We start from the raw sequence: 18,056 nt of genomic DNA on the forward strand, positions 1-18,056 counted from the left end.
AATGGCTACAATTTTAACTTCAAGTCAGCAGACATTTGTAGATATTACAGACCAAAGAAAGCTGTCTGCGTATATCACATCCAACCTTCCAAAGACACAAAGTGAAGATCCAAATGTTCTGCCACATAAATATGCACCAGACTGGACAAGTAACAATCTTGTTTTAACACCGGTCTTATTTCTAGACCAAACGAGTGTATCTGTTACTGCAAGTGGAGTGACAATTTCATGGAAAAGAAAAGATGGCGTTGCTTCAGAAACAGCGTTAGTTACAGGAGAAACTGTAAAAAATGGTGTTCTGAGTGTGTCTGCGAATAAACTGGAAAAATCAACTTCAGGGATGATTACATATATTTGCTATATCAGCTATTACGACACCGAAACAAAAAATACGATCAATATTACATCGGATATCACTTTTACATTAGTAAAGAATGCTGCCAATGCAAAACTTTGCTATGTAACAAGTGATACCTATGTTTTTAAGTATGATACTTCATCTGCACTTGTGGGTAGTGCGCAGGCAACTTTAAATGCGCAGGTGCAAGGAGTGACAATCTCTAAATGGGAATATAAAAATAGTGGAGGTACTTGGGCCGATTATCCTAACACACAGGATAATGCAACAATTACTGGCGGAACGCTTGTTGTAAAACCAACACATGCTATTTTTAATAATAATGTAGCACAGATTAGGGTAACTACTTCCGATTCGGATGTCTATGATACGATTACTATTAGCAAAATTTATGATGGCGCAAAAGGTGAAGCAGGAAAACCTGGAGCATCTGGTACTGGTGGTATCTCTGTTGTACTTGGAAATGAAACACAAGCGATTGTTTGTACACCGGAAGGAAAAACAGCATCAGCTACAACAATTTTAATTCCATTTACTGGTTATGTTGGTATTACACAAACTGCTACCACATGTAGTGTGGGTTCCCTACCTACTGGAATTACGCTCAAAACAAATACAGCAGCTACAACGTCTTCATCTGGAAAAATTGAGTTTTCTGTTGCCGCCGCTTCTGATCTTGGTGGTGTGGGTGTACTTACAGGAAATATTATTTTAACCTTTACTATTTCAGGAAAGAACGTAACAAAAATATTCACATGGACAAAATCAAAGGCAGGAAATAACGGACAATCTGCAGTGGTATTTTCTGTTTATGCGCCAAATGGAACCATTGTACATAACCAGTCTGGTTCATTAACACTTGCAACTTCTGCGTATATTGGAACAACTCCTATAACAAATGGGACTTACCAATGGGCAAAATTTACTGGTGGCTCTTGGAAAAATATAACGAACGCAACATCGTCTACATTATCAGTAGCGGGAACAGATATTATCAACATTCAATCTTATCGTTGCACAATGACTTATCTTGGAAAATCCTATGTTGATGTAATTACTATAGAAGATAAATCAGACCCCTATGTATCGGAGATGCTTTCCATCGGTGGGTTTACGGTTAAAAACAATATTGGTGGCCTTGTTCCTTATGTGATTGTTAGAACCAATCAAAAGGAAGTAGATCCTCTACTCGGAAGTATCAGTGAAACAGCTCCATCTTCACCAAAAAGCAATGATTTCTGGTATAAGGTCGACCATTCAGCTAAAGTCGTCACTCTGATGAAGTATAACGGTACAACTTGGGTAAATGCTACAGAAAAGCAAAAACTTACATATACTTGGTATGCGCAGGATAAGGATGGTAAAGCTGTCAGTTTTTCTAAAACAGGTAAAGTTATTTATCTTTCTGCTGAAGATATTGTGAGTCTACTTACATTACAGTGTGATGTTTCAAATTAGTGGGAGGTGACGTGAATGGCGCTTTTGACGGTATGTCAGCATACTTTCCAAAACGTAGCAGGATATGAAGATGCTTTAGAAGACTTAGAACTTGTAAAGACACAAATCCATGAATGTTATTCGGAGATTGCAAAAACTGCTGATAAGATCACGAGTACTGTTCATGACACCTATATTGAAAAATCTCAGCTTGCTACGATACAGAAAGACTTTCAAACTAGCATTACGCAAAATAGCAGTGAAATTCGTATGGATTTTACAGCAATCACTGATGAAATCAAAGGAAATGTTGCACATAATCAAGAGCTGTTTAAAGAATATATTCGCTTTAAAGGTGCGTTGATTGAGCTCGGTAAGTTAGGGAATGCTTTTACTGCCGAGCTTTCCAATGAAGAACTGGCCTTCAAAGAAAATGGCCAAAAGATAGCTTATATATCAAATAACAGTTTGGTTATTACAAATGCAGAAATAAGGAATAAGCTATCTCTTGGAAATGAATCAAGAGGTTGGTTTGACTTTATACCAAGAACCAACGGTAATCTTTCTATCAAATGGAGAAATCCGGTAAAGTAAAGAGGTGAAAAAATATGGCTTCAAGTGGAAGTATTACAACAAATGAAAAAGAGGGTCGTTCCATAACATTATCATGGACGTTATCAAGTCAAAGTGTGGCTAATAATACATCAACAATTAAATGGACGCTAAAAGGCTCTGGATCTTCTGGTGGGAGTAGCTGGGTCATGGCAGGTGCTTTTAAGGCAGTGATTAATGGAAAAACCGTTTATTCTAGCGATACTCGTATTCAGTTAAAGAAAGATCAGGTTATTTCATCAGGGACCACAACAATTACTCATAATTCAGACGGTACAAAATCTTTTAGTTTAAGTTGTGAAGCAGGTGTATATACATATGCCGTTTCTGTAAGAGCAAATGGAACACATACATTAAATACGATTCCTCGTGCCTCCGGAGTATCTGCTACAAATGCAGAGATGAATGGTACTTCAACCATATCTATTAGCAGAGCGTCATCATCATTTACCCATACATTGACATATTCGTTTGGGAATACAAGTGGAACAATTATAAGTAAAACCACCTCAACGTCTGTGTCTTGGAAACCGCCATTATCCCTAGCATCACAAATTCCAAACGCTATATCTGGTACTTGTAGAATTACGTGTGATACATATAGCGGATCATCAAAGATAGGAACAAAAAGCTGTACCTTGAAACTGACAGTTCCTGCTTCTGTGAAACCGACTATTGGAAGTTTAATTGCCACAAGAATTGATGGAGATGTACCCTCTTCTTGGAATAGTTATATTCAGACAAAATCAAAAGCTAAATTAACGATTAATTCTCCTGCAGGTACCTATGGCTCAACCATATCGTCCTATTCTATTACCGGTGGTGGCTATTCAAGCACAGAATCCAGTTTTACTACAGGCTTTTTGAACGAATCAGGAACAGTAACTTTTACTGCAAAAATAACAGATTCTCGTGGTAGAACATCTGATGCAAAAACTGTATCAATTACGATAGTACCATATGAAGCTCCATCACATACAGGATATATGGCACAAAGGTCACTAAGTGATGGAACTTTAAATGATGATGGAACATATATTAAAGGCTTCGTAATCTTTTCCTATTCATCATGTAATGGGAACAATAGTGTAACATGTAGCACTTATTACAAAAGATCAGTAGATACACAGTGGACAAATGCTAATAAAAGCTTTGCATCCAGTATTACCTTTACTTTCGGTAACGGGCAAATATCCACTGAATCTTCTTATGATGTGAAATATGTTATTGCCGATACTTTTTCTGAAATAACAATTATGGATACAGTTTCTACCGCTGCAGTTTTGATGGACTTTAAAGCCGGTGGTAAAGGTATAGCCATTGGGAAGGTATCGGAAAAAGATAAAACAGTAGAAATAGATCAAAGTTGGGATCTTGAAGTTTATGGGAAAAAATTGATTGACTTGATTTACCCTGTCGGTAGTATCTATATGAGTGTAAATGCCACAAGTCCTAACCTATTATTTGGTGGTGATTGGAGAGCAATAACGGATAAGTTCTTACTTGGTGCTGGTGGAGCATATCCTGTAAACAGTTCTGGTGGTGAAAAAACGCATAAGCTTACTATTGATGAAATGCCAAAACACAGACATAGCATGTCGATGTCAAATCAAGGGAATGGAACTATGGATTATTGTCATCAAGGAGTGAACAGTAAGACCGGATATAACGATGGATATAAATATCCCACAGCTTATACAGGTGGCAGTAAGGCTCACAACAATATGCCACCCTACGTGGCAGTATATATATGGAAAAGAATATCTTAATAGATCAGCGATTGCTTAATATGGCAGTTGCTTTTTTTATACTCAAAATCAAAAAGGAGGAATTCAATATGAAAGAATTTTGGAACACAATTCAGCTTATTTTTACAGGCATTGGAGGATGGCTTGGCTACTTTTTAGGTGGTTGGGATGGTCTTTTATATGCACTTGTAGCGTTTGTAGTTGTTGATTATGTGACAGGAGTCATGTGCGCCATCAATGATAAGACGCTATCCAGTGCAGTTGGCTTTAAAGGAATCTGTAGAAAAGTCCTTATTTTCATGCTTGTAGGAATCGCACAGATCCTTGATGTGAATGTGATTGGAACAGGAAGTGTTCTTCGAACAGCGGTCATTTTCTTTTATATCTCCAATGAAGGAGTATCATTTCTTGAAAATGCAACCCACTTAGGACTTCCGGTGCCGGAAAAAATAAAGGATGTCTTACAGCAGTTACATGAACGATCAGAAGAAACGGAGGAAAAGTAACATGTCAAACAGTAAATTAGTATCTTATACAAAGCTTAGTCCTAATCATTCAGGACATAGAACTCATGCCATTGATCGTATTACACCACACTGTGTGGTCGGCCAGTGCAGTGTTGAAACCTTAGGTAATATCTTTGCTCCTGCATCAAGAGAAGCAAGTTGTAACTATGGGATTGGTGTTGATGGGAGAATTGGAATGTATGTAGAAGAAAAGAACCGTAGTTGGTGTTCTTCATCCAATGCTAATGACCAGCGAGCTGTTACCATTGAATGTGCAAGTGATACATACGAGCCTTATGTCATGAACTCCAAGGTATATAACTCGCTTGTAAATCTTTGCACAGATATCTGCAGAAGAAATGGGAAGAACAAACTTTTATGGCTTGGAGATAAGAATAGAACCCTTAACTATTCTCCAAAATCGAATGAAATGGTGCTTACTGTACATAGATGGTTTGCCAATAAAAGCTGCCCAGGAAACTGGCTTTATGCTCGTCTAGGTGATTTAGCAAATAAGGTCACAGCGAATTTACAGGGAGTTCCTGTTAAACCATCACCTTCTCCATCAAAATCCATTGATGCGATTGCAAGAGAAGTCATTCGTGGCAACTGGGGAAACGGTGCTGATAGAAAAGCAAGACTAGAGTCAGCAGGATATAACTATAGTGCAGTTCAGGAAAGGGTTAATGAACTTTTGTATGGAAGTAATGCTCCATCACCTTCTCCTTCAAAGTCAGTTGATGCGATTGCAAGAGAAGTGCTCCGTGGTGACTGGGGTAATGGTGCTGATAGAAAAGCAAGATTAGAAAAAGCAGGATATAGCTATAGTGCAGTTCAAGAAAGAGTGAATGCAATTCTTGGAGGAAGTCATACTTCAGCTCCATCAAAATCCATTGATGTAATCGCAAGAGAGGTCATTCGTGGCGATTGGGGGAATGGTCAGGATAGAAAGAATCGTCTTACTGCGGCAGGATATAACTATTCTGCCGTACAGAAAAAAGTAAATGAGATGTTGTAAAAATAAAGTGCCTACTAGGGTTAAATCCTTAGTAGGCATATTTTTTTTACCTTTTTTTAGTGAACCCGGAATTGTCGATGAGAAATTCCCTTAGGAAGTTAGAAGGCAGAACTTTCAAACGATAAGGAGGGATATCATTATGACGGATAAAGAAAAAAAGCAAATAGAAGTTTATAGAGAGCAAGGTTTAAGTTATGCGGTGATTTCAAAGAAGATGAATCTTTCTATCAATACCGTAAAGACATATTGTAAGAGACATGGACTTGGTGGTGTCAGAGCTTATAAAGTCACAGATAAAATAGAGGTTTGCATATGTGAGAACTGTGGGATACCTGTAAAACAAAATCCAGGACGAAAGAAAAAGCGTTTCTGTTCCGATAAATGTAGAAATGAATGGTGGAATTCACATATGGAATTAGTAAAAAGAAAAGCGAACTATGATTGTGTCTGTGCTAATTGTGGCAAACAATTCATTTCATATGGAAATAAAGAACGTAAATATTGTAGTCATGAATGTTATATAGAAGATAGATTTGGAGGTAGTGGTCGTGGATAAGAATGAATTTAAAAGAGAAAAACTTTATCAAGCTACTATGCTCGTTGCTAAAAAAATGCTTAAAAATGGAATAATTTCTATAGAGGAATATCAAGAAATAGATGTGAAAATGAATGAAAAATATAAACCGATATTTGGTACATTATTATCACAAAATGACTTGATATAAGTGGGATGTAGAGCGAATATGTGACGTGGAAGGAGGGATAGAATGGCGAAAATAATACGAATTGAACCGAACAAATACCAGCCATTTGAATGCCGAAAAAAAGTAGCGGCATATGCTAGAGTATCAAGAGATACTGAAAAATTAATGCACTCTGTTTCAGCACAGATTAGCTATTACAATAACTTGATTCAGAAGAATCCAAACTGGGAGTATGTAGGTGTTTATGCGGACGAAGGAATTACTGGAACCAGCATGGAAAAACGTGATGAGTTTCAGAAAATGTTGGAAGACTGTGAAGTAGGTAAAATTGATTTAATTCTTACAAAGTCTGTTAGTAGATTTGCTAGAAACACTGTAGATCTTTTGGAAATAGTACGACATTTGAAAGAACTTGGAATCGAGATCTATTTTGAGGAACAGAATATCAGTACACTGAGTGGTGATGGAGAATTGATGCTTACAATCTTAGCTTCGTTTGCGCAAGAGGAAAGTGTGTCAATGAGCCAGAATATTATTTGGGCTAAGAGAAAACAATATGAAAAAGGAATCATGAGTAATACAGTTGTTCCTTATGGATATAGATATAATCCTGAAACGCGATCACCAATCATAGAAGAAAATGAAGCTATGATAGTTAAAGAGATTTATTCGGATTATATAAATGATATGAGCGTTTATCAAATTGCAAAGAAGCTTAATGAAGCCGGAATTCCATCACCAAGAGGTACAAATTGGCTTCCCAATACTGTAAAAAGAATTCTTGAAAACATTAATTATACAGGAAATATGTTGTTTGGAAAATTTTATAGCGATGGACCATTAACGCAAAAGCACACAAAAAACAGAGGGGAACGTCCTATGTACTATTCTGAAGAAAATCATGAAGCAATTATAGATATGGATACTTTCAATAAGGTAAAAGAAAAGTTTAAATATAACTCAGAATACGGTGCGTATAGAAGCGGTACAAGGAATTGTTTTTCAAAAAAGATTGTCTGCGAATGTTGTGGTAAGTTCTTTGGGCGTTGCTCTCTGAAGATGGCTAAAGGGATAAAACATCCTGCGTGGGAATGTAAAAAGCGAGCAAAGGATACGGGAAAATGCGCTGTGGTAACTGTATTGGAAGAAGATCTAAAACAGATATGTGTAGACCTATTAAATCTTGATGAATTCACAGAGGAAGCTTTTGAAAGTAAAGTAGAAAAAATAACGGTAAATGATCAGGATTATTTACATTTTTATCTTAAGGATGGGCAAGAATTTATACATTACTATCCTAGAAGAAGAAAGTTAAGAGCGGAGGGAAAGAAACATGGCTAAAAAAGTTACAGCAATACCGGCAACAATTAGTAAATTTACAGCAGCGCCCATTAATACGATTAAGAAAAGACGTGTTGCAGGATATGCTAGGGTGTCTACGGATCATGAGGATCAGGCTTCAAGTTACGCTGCTCAAGTAGACTATTACACTTCCTACATCAAAGGGCGTGATGATTGGGAATATGTAGATATTTACACTGATGAAGGAATTAGTGCTACAAACACAAAGAAGCGTGAAGGATTTAATAGAATGATAAAAGATGCACTTGCTGGTAAAATTGACCTAATTATTACAAAGTCAGTTAGTCGTTTTGCAAGAAATACGGTTGATAGTCTTACAACAATACGAAAGCTAAAAGAAAAAGGTATTGAAGTATATTTTGAAAAAGAGAATATTTGGACTTTAGATGCAAAAGGCGAATTACTTCTTACCATAATGAGTTCATTAGCTCAGGAGGAAGCAAGAAATATTTCAGAGAACACAACATGGGGAAAAAGAAAAATGTTTTCTGATGGCAGATACCACATGAATTACAGCAGATTTCTTGGTTATGATAAAGGACCAGATGGAGGGATTGTCGTTAATGAAGAGCAAGCTAAGGTTGTGAGATTTATTTACAAATCGTATCTTTCTGGATTATCAACTGTTGCAATCGCAAAGAAACTAATGGAAAAAGGAATCAAGGCTCCAGGCGGCGGTGATAAGTGGCACTGGAATACCGTAAGAAGTATCCTTTCAAATGAGAAGTACAAAGGAGATGCTCTGTTACAGAAAAAATACACTTCGGATTATTTAACTAAAAAACTTAAGGTTAATAATGGAGAGGTCCCACAATATTATATAGAGGATGATCACGAAGCAATTATTAGTCCAGAAGTATTTGATAGGGTTCAGATCGAAATTGTAAGGAGATCGAAATCTGAAAATAAGTTTTCAGGAGTAAGTATCTTCTCGTCAAAAGTAAGATGCGGAGATTGTGGAAACTGGTATGGACCTAAGGTGTGGCATTCTAATGATAAATACCGCAAAGTAGTATTTAGATGTAATCATAAATACCAAGATGGGCATAAATGTACGACACCACATTATTCAGAAGATGAGTTAAAACAAATGTCTGTTAAAGCAATCAATCTTCTATTAGAAGAGAAGGATGAGATTATTGAAAATATAGAAAATTGCTTAGCAGAGTTTTGTAAGACAGATGAATTAAAAAAGCGGCAAGAAAATATAGTGTCCGAATTGACGCTTCAAGTGGAAATTGTTCAGGAACTTGTAGCGGAGAATGCAAGAAGAGTACAAAACCAGGAAGTATACCAAGCTAAGTACGACAAAGAAGTATCAGTTTATGAGAGATTAAAAGCTAAGTATGATTCGATAGAAGAGGAAATACAAAATATAAATGCAAGACAAGCTCTTTTCGATAGTTTCATAAAAGAAATCAAAAGTCTAGAAGGCCCTATCGAAGACTTTGATGAAGGAGTGTTCGGGATTCTTGTTGAAGAAATTATAGTGAAAAGTAAAGAGACGACTATATTCAAATTTATGGATGGAACAGAAGTAACGATCTAATAATGGTATTTTATAAATCGGATGATGAAAGGCGATATTTTCGTCTTTCTTTTTTTACTGTAAATAGATTGACGGCAAGATGCATTTTGAGTTACTGTATAAGCATAAATCGGTTTATTAGTGAACCCTATCTACGTAAAAAGTAGGGTTCAAATGAACCCCATTAAGATAGTATCGTGGGATTGTATCAATATTGCTATCCTAATGGAAGGGGTAGATATTCCTGAAATAAATACAGTATTATTCTTGCGTCCAACAGAATCTTTAACTGTATTTTTACAGCAGTTAGGTAGAGGGCTTAGATTGTCTGAGGGAAAAGATTGTTTAACTGTACTTGATTTTATAGGACAGGCCAACAAAAGATATAATTTTGAAGATAAATTTGCAGCACTTCTTTCAAATACTAATAAGAGTGTTGAAAGTGAGATAAAGAGAGGATTTGTAGGTGTTCCTAAGGGATGCTATATTCAGCTTGAGAAAAAAGCAAAAGAGCATATACTAGCTAATATAAAAGCATCTTATGGAAATAGAGCAGCATTAGTAAATAAAGTGGCTACCTTTGAAGAGGATACAGGTTTAGAGTTAAATTTAGCGAATTTCTTAGAATATTATCATTTAGATCCTAAAATAATTTATAAATATAAAGATTTATCATTTAGCAGACTATGTGTAGCTGCAGGTGTTATATATGATTTTGAAGATGAATTAGAAAAAGAGATGAGTAATGCATTGTATTCGTTTACATCTGCTGATTCAAGGAGATGGATAGAATTTTTAATAGGATTTTTAAAAGATATAGATAGTATAAATTTTGATAAGCTTTCTAAAACTGAGGAAAGAATGCTTAAGATGTTTTATGCTACATTGTGGAAAAAATATGTAAATAATTGGAACGATGAGGAAGTAGTAAATAATCTAATGTTATTAAAAAATAGTAAATATATGAGAAAAGAACTCATATCGTTACTTGAATATAATTATAGCAAAATAGATTTCCTAGATGAAAAAGTTAATTTAGGTTTTGAGTGTCCATTAGACCTTCATTGTACATATACAAGAGATCAGCTATTACTAGGATTTGATTATGATAAATTTTCTAGTATGAGAGAAGGCGTTAAGTGGATTGAAGAAAAAAATACAGATATATTATTAATAACTCTTAACAAATCAGATAAAGATTATTCACCTACAACTATGTACGAAGACTATTCTATAAACGACGAATTATTCCATTGGCAGAGTCAGAGTACAACCGGTGAGGATAGTAAAACAGGTAGGAGATACAGAAATCACGTCAAGGAAGGAAGTAAAGTTGTACTATTTGTTCGTGAATTTAAAAATGATAAATACGGAAAAACTATGCCATATACATTCTTGGGAACTGCAGAGTATGTAAACCATACTGGATCAAAACCAATGAATATTATATGGAAGCTGGATAAAAGGATTCCTGCGAAATATCTTAAAAAGACAAATAAATTAGTTGGATAAATCAAAATTTATAGGGATAATAACTAACTTGGTGGATTGAAGTTAATAGACAAAACGAACTCGACAATGCAACTTGATTGCCTGGAGAGGAGTTTGTCTATGACTTCAATCCCCTAGAAATATTTTATCCTAATAGCAACACACTAATCAACGGAATCGACACCACCGAGAACAGTGTCGTAAAGAACACCGCCTGGGAAGCCAACGCCACATCCGCTCCATACTCATTTGCCATAATTGCGGTATTTGCAGCTGATGGCATAGCAGCGATAACAACCGGAATTGCCATAACAACCGAATCAAAACTAAATGGTTTAAGAACCAAGAACACAAGCACAGGAATAGCCACAAGTCTTAAAACTGCTAACATATACATATCAAATCTTTTAAAACACTCCATTGCAGAAGATCCTGCAAGCATAGAGCCTATAACAATCATTGAAATAGGAGTAGTAACATCTCCTAAAAGCTCCAATGGTTGATTGATAAATACAGGAAGCTCAGTACCTGTAACGAATAGAGCAAGCCCTATAAATACTGCAATCATTGAAGGATTTATCATAGATTTTATTGAAAATTTAGCATTGCTATTTCCTTTTGACAAGAAATACACTCCAAGTGTAAAGCAAAGGAAGTTAAAAGGAAGATTGAAAATAGCTGCATAAAATATTGCACCCTTCCCTAAAACAGCCTCTACAACAGGATATCCCATGAATCCAGAATTAGAAAAAACTAACGCATATTGAAAAATTCCTAACTTTGAATCTGACTTGATAAAAATCTTTAAACAAAATGCGACTATAGTAGATACCCCAAACATCACCATAGACACAAAAAGAAGAGAAAGAATCTTTGGAATCATCTCTTTATCAAATTGAATCTGCATAGCAGTAATTATCATGGCAGGAAGAAAAATATTCATAACTAAAGAAGAAAGCTTAGAAGTTGAAGACTCGTCTAAAAGCCCTTTCTTTCTGACAAAATATCCCACCAAAATTATAATGAATAAAACCGAAACCTGCGTAAAAATATTTTTAAAACTCAAATACCTCACCTCACAAAAATTTCCTCAAAAAATACTTTATATACAATAATTTTATCATCAATTCGTTGAAATAGCTATAATTTTAAGGATGGATAAAATCAATACAAGATGCTTTAAAACAATTAGATTAAACTTAAATAAAGAAATGAAAAGGTTTTTAAAAGTTATTAATAAAAAAATAAGTTAATACAAAAATACTTTTGGGTATTATAATAAAAGGAGATAAAAAGAAAAAAGAAATATAAGGATAAAAAATGGATAAAAAATAAATATAATAATAAAAATTAAAAAGCTATTAATAAAAAACTATTGATAAAAAGGAGAAATTTTATGAAAATAACAATGCTAGGAACAGGAAATGCAATGGTAACTAAATGTTACAACACAACTTTTGTGCTAACAAATGGAGAAAAACAACTACTGGTAGATGGTGGTGGTGGAAATAAAATATTCAACCAGTTGGAAGATGCAGGAATAGACTGGAAAAATATCAAAGAAATATTTGTAACTCATAAGCACGTAGACCATGTTATCGGCGTAATATGGATGATTAGAAAAATTTGCCGGTCAATGAAAAAAGGTGAGTATGTAGGAGAGGTGAATATATACGCACATAATGAACTTTGCGAGATAATACGCAGCATATCACACATGCTTCTTAATAAAAAAGAAACAGATTTTATAGGAGAAAGAGTACATATAATACCTGTTGAAGATGGGGAAGAGAGAGAAATAATAGGAAACAAAACTGTATTTTTCGATATACATTCAACTAAAGCAAAACAGTTTGGATTTAGTATGATTTATGATGAAAACAAAAAACTTACTTGCTGTGGTGATGAGCCATACAATGAAAAAGAAGAAAAATATGCGAAAAACAGCTATTGGTTACTTCATGAAGCATTTTGTCTATACTCAGAAGCAGATAGATTTAAACCTTATGAAAAACATCATTCAACAGTTAAAGATGCTTGTGAGCTTGCAACAGAACTTGAAGTAAAGAACTTGCTTCTATATCACACTGAGGATAAAAACATAAAAAATAGAAAAAATATGTACTATAATGAAGGAAAAGAATTCTTTAGTGGAAATTTAGTTATTCCTAATGATTTAGAAACTATTGAGTTGTAAATATAGAAAAAATATAAATTAAAAATAAAATATCAAAATAAATATAAATATTAAATTAAAAAAATATGAAATAAGTATAAAACACAATTTAAATATTTAAAAGTAAGCATAATTTAACAAAATTTGAAAAATAAAATAAATGAGAGTATAATAATCCTTGGATTTATATTAGTAAATAGCCGACAGCAGAAAAATCTTGTCGGCTATATTGCTATAAATTTATATACAATATTAAATGAATAAAATTATAAATATAACAGGACTTATAATTAGAATCATTTCCTATAAATCGAAGGGAGGTTATATATTTTGGAATGTAAAAATGCCGTACGTATAGCGACGGATTTAAAAGAAGAACAGGAAGAATTTTTAGAGTGTGAAAAATGGTGGATCTTTGCAGTTCTAATGTTTGTAGGTGGATTTTATGGTGCGTATACATACACAGCAAGGGGAGGAATCTTCTGTAATGCACAGACGGCCAACCTTGTAATGATGGGTATGGCTATAGGAAGCAAAAACTTTGGAAAAGCAGCATACTATTTAGTACCACTTACTGCATATCTTGCAGGAACTATGCTTTCTGAAGCATGGGCACTTTCAATAAAAAAATTCCACTTCATAAGATGGGATACGATGTTGATATTAATAGAAATTATAGTTGTTATAATACTTGGATTTGTACCAGATAGTGCTCCATACCAAATTGCTCAGATTTCGATAAACTTCCTATGCTCAATGCAGTACAATACATTTAGACAGGCTTACAAAATACCAATGGCAACAACATTCTGCACAAACCACGTTAGACAGATTGGGGTTGCACTTACAAAAGCGATAAGAAATCATGGAGAACAGAAGTATGTAAAAAGAATGAATTCTCACATTGCGATGATAGTAATGTTTGTACTTGGAGGTACAGTTGCCACAATACTAGTGAACTTCTTTACAGGTAGAGCAATCTGGGCAGCAGTAATACCTCTTAGTATAATATTCTTTGACTTATTACACGCTGACTTAACAATAGAAAAAGATAAACTTCATAAAAAACCAAGCGGACACTAAGAAAAAGCTGTTGCAAAAATTTGCAACAGCTTTTTCTTACATTTTTGTAAGAATACTTAAAGTTAGTTGTAAGTTTCCCCATTTATTATAAAAGTATAGAAAAATAGTTTATCGAAAGTCAGCAATATAAAGGGGGAATAAAAATGCTAGAAGTTAAAAATCTTTATAAATCATACAAAGTAGGAAGCAAGAATTATCCCGTATTACAGGGAGTAGATGTAAACATACAAAAAGGAGAATTTGTATCTGTTATGGGCCCTTCAGGAAGTGGAAAGACAACACTTCTAAACTGTATCTCAAACTTCATACCTTATGAAAGTGGAGAGGTAATATTAAACGGAGAAAATATGGAAAAACTTACAGAAGATGAATTAGCAATTGTAAGAAATGAAAAATTAGGGTTTGTATTCCAGGATTTCATGCTATTAGACGGATTAACAGTATTTATGAATATGCTTAAGGTTATTTCTGAGAAGTATTCTCAAACTTTGATTGTCGTTACACATGATGAGAGTATAGCCCAGCTTGCAGATAGAGTGATATATATAAGGGACGGGAAAATTATGAATGGGGTGATTTAGTTGAAGAAATCTCAATTTATCATAAAAAATATTAAAAATAATAAAAAATCATATATACTTCCATTTATAATAACTGCAACAATATCTTTTATTGTTTCGTTGATTTTGATAATATCTGTGAGTTCTCTTAGATACAACTTAAAATACGAAAAAATATACTTTGGAGATTATGATGCGGAGATTTCAAAGTTAGATGAAGATCAGATTGAAAATGTAAAAAATCATATATCTGTAGGTAAAACAGGGGAAGTACTAGATACTGAAGAAACTACGGATATTTTTTCTGAATTAGGATATTTAAAAAATTACGATAAAAACTCATCAAATATGCTTGGGTTAGAGCTTGCTGCTGGAAAATATCCTATTAAAGAAAATGAAATAGCTGTTGAAAAGAAGTCAGAGAATTTAATAAGAAATTATTCTGAATCAGAAGATAGCTCAAAAGATGTTAAAAATGCTGATCCATATTCTATAAAAATTCCTGTAATAGATAAAAACGGAAATAAAAAAGATAAGGTATTTGTTGTTACAGGAGCTATAAATGAAAGGTATTATAATGAAAACTGGGAGAAAAATATCTACGTTTCAAAAAGTTATGCGGATAATGTAGGATATAAAAAATCGGAAATTATAAAATTTAAAGATGTAGGTAGATGCAACGTAATAAAAATACAGAATAGCTTAAAAAAATTAGCTTCTGATGTAGGATTTGATCAATCTGGAATAAAATTAGTGTCTAGAATAGATTATATTAAATTTATATTTTTAGATAATTTTTGTGTTACTGTATCTTTATCATTGGCTATACTACTTGTATCACACATAATTTTAAAAAATATAAATAGAGCTAGGCTTCATAGAAATATTAAAGACATGGCAATTTTAGAGGCGATAGGAGCATCATCAGCACAGATAAAAAATATAGTTAATATTCAAGCATTTATTTTATCTATCCTTTCTGTATCTATTGGAGTAGGAATAAATTTATTATTTATATTAATTTTAAAGATAATATGTTTAAACAAAGCGAATTTATCTAATACAAGTGGGTTATTTTCTTTAATGGAGGCAACTAGTGAAAATATACGATTTTTAGATATATTCTTTATATTTATTTTTATAGAATTGCTTGTATTTTTATCATATATTTTATCTTCAAGAAAAACAGTGAAAACTATGCTTAATATGGATATTCCATCGTCAATAAACAATCCGTATGCAGTTTATATGGAAAATAAAGTTTATAGTGAAGTTAAAAGGGATAAAGGAAAAGGTACTTGTAAAGCAAAGATAAGTAGAAAATATAAAAATAAAGGTAAGTATAAAAACAAGTATGATAAAAAATATAATAATACTGGTAAGGCATCTATAGTAATAATCTTTGTAATCCTTGCATTTACTGCATCTATTGTAAAAAGTATAGATTCTGGAAGTGAATCTTTATATAAAAATGATGTAGATTACATAGTTAGAAATATAGATATGTACAGCGAAAATAAAAGTAATCTACCTCTAGAAAAAATTTTCTCTAATGTAGCTATTACAGAGGGTATGGAAGAAAATATTTCTAAAATATCGGGAGTAACATATATTGAAAAAAATTACACTACTCCTGTAAAATATTATGAAAATAATAGCTCTGCATATATATACGGATTATATGGAATAGATGATGAGGAATTAGATAATCTAATCAAATCTGCAAGATACGATAATTTTGATGTGGAAAAATTTAAAAGTGGAAATTCAATTTGTGTACATAGTATGTATGCAAAAGAAATGGGAATAGATGTAGGAGATAAGATTGAACTAGAGGTTTTAGAAAATGGAATTCAAAAGAAAAATACTTTTGAAGTTATAAATATATCCCAAATAACTCCAGATTTTGCGTTTATTTACCAATCAGCTTTTGATAAAGGACTTGCAAAAAATATAAACTCTATAAATATAAAATGCAGCGAGGATAAGAAAAAAAGCATTAATATTGAAATTGAAAGAATGTTAGAGTCAAAGAGTGGGAATGTAGAATTTGTGGATTGTGTAGAAGAATTAGATAAAAATGAGGCATATATAAGTGCTATAAATATAATATTTAGCATAATAGCTGGATTTGCAATTATTCTAACTATATTCAACTCAATTAACGGATCCATATACGAAATTATGTCTCAAAGTGCTGATTTTGGTGTGCTTATGGCAATAGGAATAAGTGATAAACAATTAGAAGAGATTATTTCAAAGAAAATAGAAGATAGAGTGGCTCTTCCAGCTATATTAGGAGTAGTTCTAGGAAGTATATTCGTATTTTTAATGTCGAAAGTCTTGATAGAGGTCTCTACAATTAAGTTGAATATATCTACACCATGGATATTATACTTATTTATAATAATAACAGCTGTTTTGAGTGTAAAGATAGGAACGAAATATGTATGCAATAAGATGAAAAAGATGTCTCCTACTGATATAATAAATAATATATAAAATTATTTATTAAATATAATTATATATTTAAAATACAGTAATTTATAATTAATAAAATAAAGAATATAATTATAAAAAAAGAATATAATTATAAAAACAGAAAGGAAGATACATTTTGAAAAAGACATACAGCATATCTGAAGTTTCAAAACTTCTCAACATAACAGTAGATACACTGAGATTTTACGAAAAAAAGGATATGATTCATCCAAAAATAAACCCAAATAACAAGTACAGAATGTACGATATGTACAATATTTTAGAGATACTAGATATAATTTTTTACAGAAATTTAGATATATCTGTATCTGATATGTACTCAATAATGAACGAAAATGACGAGAAAAAGGCACTTGAGCTATTTGAAAAAAAGAGAATAGACTGCAGAAATAGGATAAGATATGAACAGCAGCTTTTAAAGAAATTAGATTATCTATGCTCTACAATGGGACCTGCAATCTCTGGAAATATGAGTATTAAAAAGAAACATTTTGAAACTTCATATATTCTCTTTGAAGAGACAGAAGAAGAGAGTAGTGCACAGAAATTAGTCCTTAAAAATATTCCGAGTATAAGTAATGAGGAATTTGTACTAGGTGCGGTAATAAAGGAGTACAATTCTGATTTAACTGAAAAGGCTACATATTATACGATTGAAAGACAGATAGTAGAAGATCTTTTTGAAAATGACATAAATAGAAAAGAGAGTAGCTTGAGTAAGGAAAGTATTTACGAGGAAAATAAAAAGAATGACAAAATAATAAACGGATTTGATGCTTTGAGTATGGTTGTGCCATCTGAGGGAAGTAAGCTAAATAAAAAATATATAGAAAAAATAAAAGATTATGCTGAGGAAAATCAAATAGAGTTAGAAAATTATATACTAACTCATGAGATAAATACAACAGCTTATGCAGATAAGCAGCATGAATACAAGGAAATATACATAAAAATAAAGCAAAGATAAAGAA

Annotated in this window: 16 protein-coding genes; 15 read left to right on the forward strand and 1 reads right to left on the reverse strand. The window is 32.9% G+C overall.

Annotation, left to right across the window (positions count from 1 at the left end; genetic code table 11):
• Position 1 precedes the first annotated feature (1 nt).
• The 10 genes from ACK2WO_RS07505 to ACK2WO_RS07550 all read left to right on the forward strand — a co-directional run bounded on the left by ACK2WO_RS07505 (position 2) and on the right by ACK2WO_RS07550 (position 10,785).
• Positions 2 to 1,816, forward strand: coding sequence for a hypothetical protein (locus ACK2WO_RS07505; protein WP_414697284.1), 1,815 nt, complete (start codon positions 2 to 4; stop codon positions 1,814 to 1,816).
• A gap of 15 nt (positions 1,817 to 1,831) precedes the next feature.
• Positions 1,832 to 2,389, forward strand: a complete 558-nt coding sequence (locus tag ACK2WO_RS07510) for a hypothetical protein (protein ID WP_414697285.1) — start codon at positions 1,832 to 1,834, stop codon at positions 2,387 to 2,389.
• A 14-nt stretch (positions 2,390 to 2,403) separates the two neighbouring features.
• On the forward strand, positions 2,404 to 4,176 hold the full coding sequence (locus ACK2WO_RS07515) for a DUF859 family phage minor structural protein (RefSeq protein ID WP_414697286.1): 1,773 nt from the start codon (positions 2,404 to 2,406) through the stop codon (positions 4,174 to 4,176).
• Between the two features lie 68 nt (positions 4,177 to 4,244).
• A complete protein-coding gene (locus ACK2WO_RS07520) occupies positions 4,245 to 4,661 on the forward strand; it encodes a holin family protein (protein WP_414697287.1) in 417 nt (138 codons plus the stop codon).
• Between the two features lies 1 nt (position 4,662).
• Positions 4,663 to 5,679: an N-acetylmuramoyl-L-alanine amidase gene (locus tag ACK2WO_RS07525; protein ID WP_414697288.1), complete on the forward strand. Its 1,017-nt coding sequence runs from the start codon at positions 4,663 to 4,665 to the stop codon at positions 5,677 to 5,679.
• A gap of 139 nt (positions 5,680 to 5,818) precedes the next feature.
• A complete protein-coding gene (locus ACK2WO_RS07530; protein WP_414697289.1) occupies positions 5,819 to 6,235 on the forward strand; it encodes an RNA polymerase subunit sigma-70 in 417 nt (138 codons plus the stop codon).
• Complete coding sequence (locus ACK2WO_RS07535; protein ID WP_414697290.1) at positions 6,228 to 6,404, forward strand: SHOCT domain-containing protein; 177 nt, start codon at positions 6,228 to 6,230, stop codon at positions 6,402 to 6,404. The genes ACK2WO_RS07530 and ACK2WO_RS07535 overlap by 8 nt, the downstream gene beginning before the upstream one ends.
• Before the next feature lie 42 nt (positions 6,405 to 6,446).
• Positions 6,447 to 7,724 (forward strand): recombinase family protein, encoded by a 1,278-nt coding sequence (locus ACK2WO_RS07540; RefSeq protein ID WP_414697291.1) that lies wholly within the window; start codon positions 6,447 to 6,449, stop codon positions 7,722 to 7,724.
• Positions 7,717 to 9,294, forward strand: coding sequence for a recombinase family protein (locus ACK2WO_RS07545; RefSeq protein ID WP_414697292.1), 1,578 nt, complete (start codon positions 7,717 to 7,719; stop codon positions 9,292 to 9,294). The genes ACK2WO_RS07540 and ACK2WO_RS07545 overlap by 8 nt, the downstream gene beginning before the upstream one ends.
• A 153-nt stretch (positions 9,295 to 9,447) precedes the next feature.
• On the forward strand, positions 9,448 to 10,785 hold the full coding sequence (locus ACK2WO_RS07550; RefSeq protein ID WP_414697293.1) for a DUF3427 domain-containing protein: 1,338 nt from the start codon (positions 9,448 to 9,450) through the stop codon (positions 10,783 to 10,785).
• Positions 10,786 to 10,909: 124 nt separating this feature from the next.
• Here the strand turns inward: ACK2WO_RS07550 and ACK2WO_RS07555 are convergent, their stop codons facing one another.
• Positions 10,910 to 11,839: an AEC family transporter gene (locus ACK2WO_RS07555; protein WP_414697294.1), complete on the reverse strand. Its 930-nt coding sequence runs from the start codon at positions 11,837 to 11,839 to the stop codon at positions 10,910 to 10,912.
• Positions 11,840 to 12,160: 321 nt separating this feature from the next.
• On the opposite strand from ACK2WO_RS07555, the gene ACK2WO_RS07560 reads away from it, so the two are divergent.
• From ACK2WO_RS07560 to ACK2WO_RS07580, 5 genes are all read left to right on the forward strand, one after another.
• A complete protein-coding gene (locus ACK2WO_RS07560; RefSeq protein ID WP_414697295.1) occupies positions 12,161 to 12,961 on the forward strand; it encodes an MBL fold metallo-hydrolase in 801 nt (266 codons plus the stop codon).
• Between the two features lie 309 nt (positions 12,962 to 13,270).
• Complete coding sequence (locus ACK2WO_RS07565) at positions 13,271 to 14,023, forward strand: YoaK family protein (RefSeq protein WP_414697296.1); 753 nt, start codon at positions 13,271 to 13,273, stop codon at positions 14,021 to 14,023.
• Between the two features lie 143 nt (positions 14,024 to 14,166).
• Positions 14,167 to 14,604 carry an ABC transporter ATP-binding protein gene (locus ACK2WO_RS07570; RefSeq protein WP_414697297.1) on the forward strand — a complete coding sequence of 146 codons (438 nt, stop codon included), beginning with the start codon at positions 14,167 to 14,169 and terminating at the stop codon, positions 14,602 to 14,604.
• The gene (locus ACK2WO_RS07575) at positions 14,605 to 17,085 is read left to right on the forward strand and encodes an FtsX-like permease family protein (RefSeq protein WP_414697298.1); all 2,481 of its coding nucleotides are present in this window, start codon (positions 14,605 to 14,607) and stop codon (positions 17,083 to 17,085) included. It begins immediately after the preceding gene.
• Positions 17,086 to 17,200: 115 nt separating this feature from the next.
• Positions 17,201 to 18,052: a MerR family transcriptional regulator gene (locus ACK2WO_RS07580; RefSeq protein ID WP_414697299.1), complete on the forward strand. Its 852-nt coding sequence runs from the start codon at positions 17,201 to 17,203 to the stop codon at positions 18,050 to 18,052.
• The last annotated feature ends 4 nt before the right edge of the window (positions 18,053 to 18,056 follow it).

Source organism: Peptacetobacter sp. AB845, from assembly GCF_047528295.1.
GTDB lineage: Bacteria > Bacillota > Clostridia > Peptostreptococcales > Peptostreptococcaceae > Peptacetobacter.

Bases quoted from the DNA above. Each gene is read 5' to 3' on its own strand.
- ACK2WO_RS07505 (WP_414697284.1), top strand. From the start codon at position 2: ATGGCTACAATTTTAACTTCAAGTCAGCAGACATTTGTAGATATTACA.
- ACK2WO_RS07510 (WP_414697285.1), top strand. From the start codon at position 1,832: ATGGCGCTTTTGACGGTATGTCAGCATACTTTCCAAAACGTAGCAGGA.
- ACK2WO_RS07515 (WP_414697286.1), top strand. From the start codon at position 2,404: ATGGCTTCAAGTGGAAGTATTACAACAAATGAAAAAGAGGGTCGTTCC.
- ACK2WO_RS07520 (WP_414697287.1), top strand. From the start codon at position 4,245: ATGAAAGAATTTTGGAACACAATTCAGCTTATTTTTACAGGCATTGGA.
- ACK2WO_RS07525 (WP_414697288.1), top strand. From the start codon at position 4,663: ATGTCAAACAGTAAATTAGTATCTTATACAAAGCTTAGTCCTAATCAT.
- ACK2WO_RS07530 (WP_414697289.1), top strand. From the start codon at position 5,819: ATGACGGATAAAGAAAAAAAGCAAATAGAAGTTTATAGAGAGCAAGGT.
- ACK2WO_RS07540 (WP_414697291.1), top strand. From the start codon at position 6,447: ATGGCGAAAATAATACGAATTGAACCGAACAAATACCAGCCATTTGAA.
- ACK2WO_RS07545 (WP_414697292.1), top strand. From the start codon at position 7,717: ATGGCTAAAAAAGTTACAGCAATACCGGCAACAATTAGTAAATTTACA.
- ACK2WO_RS07550 (WP_414697293.1), top strand. From the start codon at position 9,448: ATGAACCCCATTAAGATAGTATCGTGGGATTGTATCAATATTGCTATC.
- ACK2WO_RS07560 (WP_414697295.1), top strand. From the start codon at position 12,161: ATGAAAATAACAATGCTAGGAACAGGAAATGCAATGGTAACTAAATGT.
- ACK2WO_RS07570 (WP_414697297.1), top strand. From the start codon at position 14,167: ATGCTAGAAGTTAAAAATCTTTATAAATCATACAAAGTAGGAAGCAAG.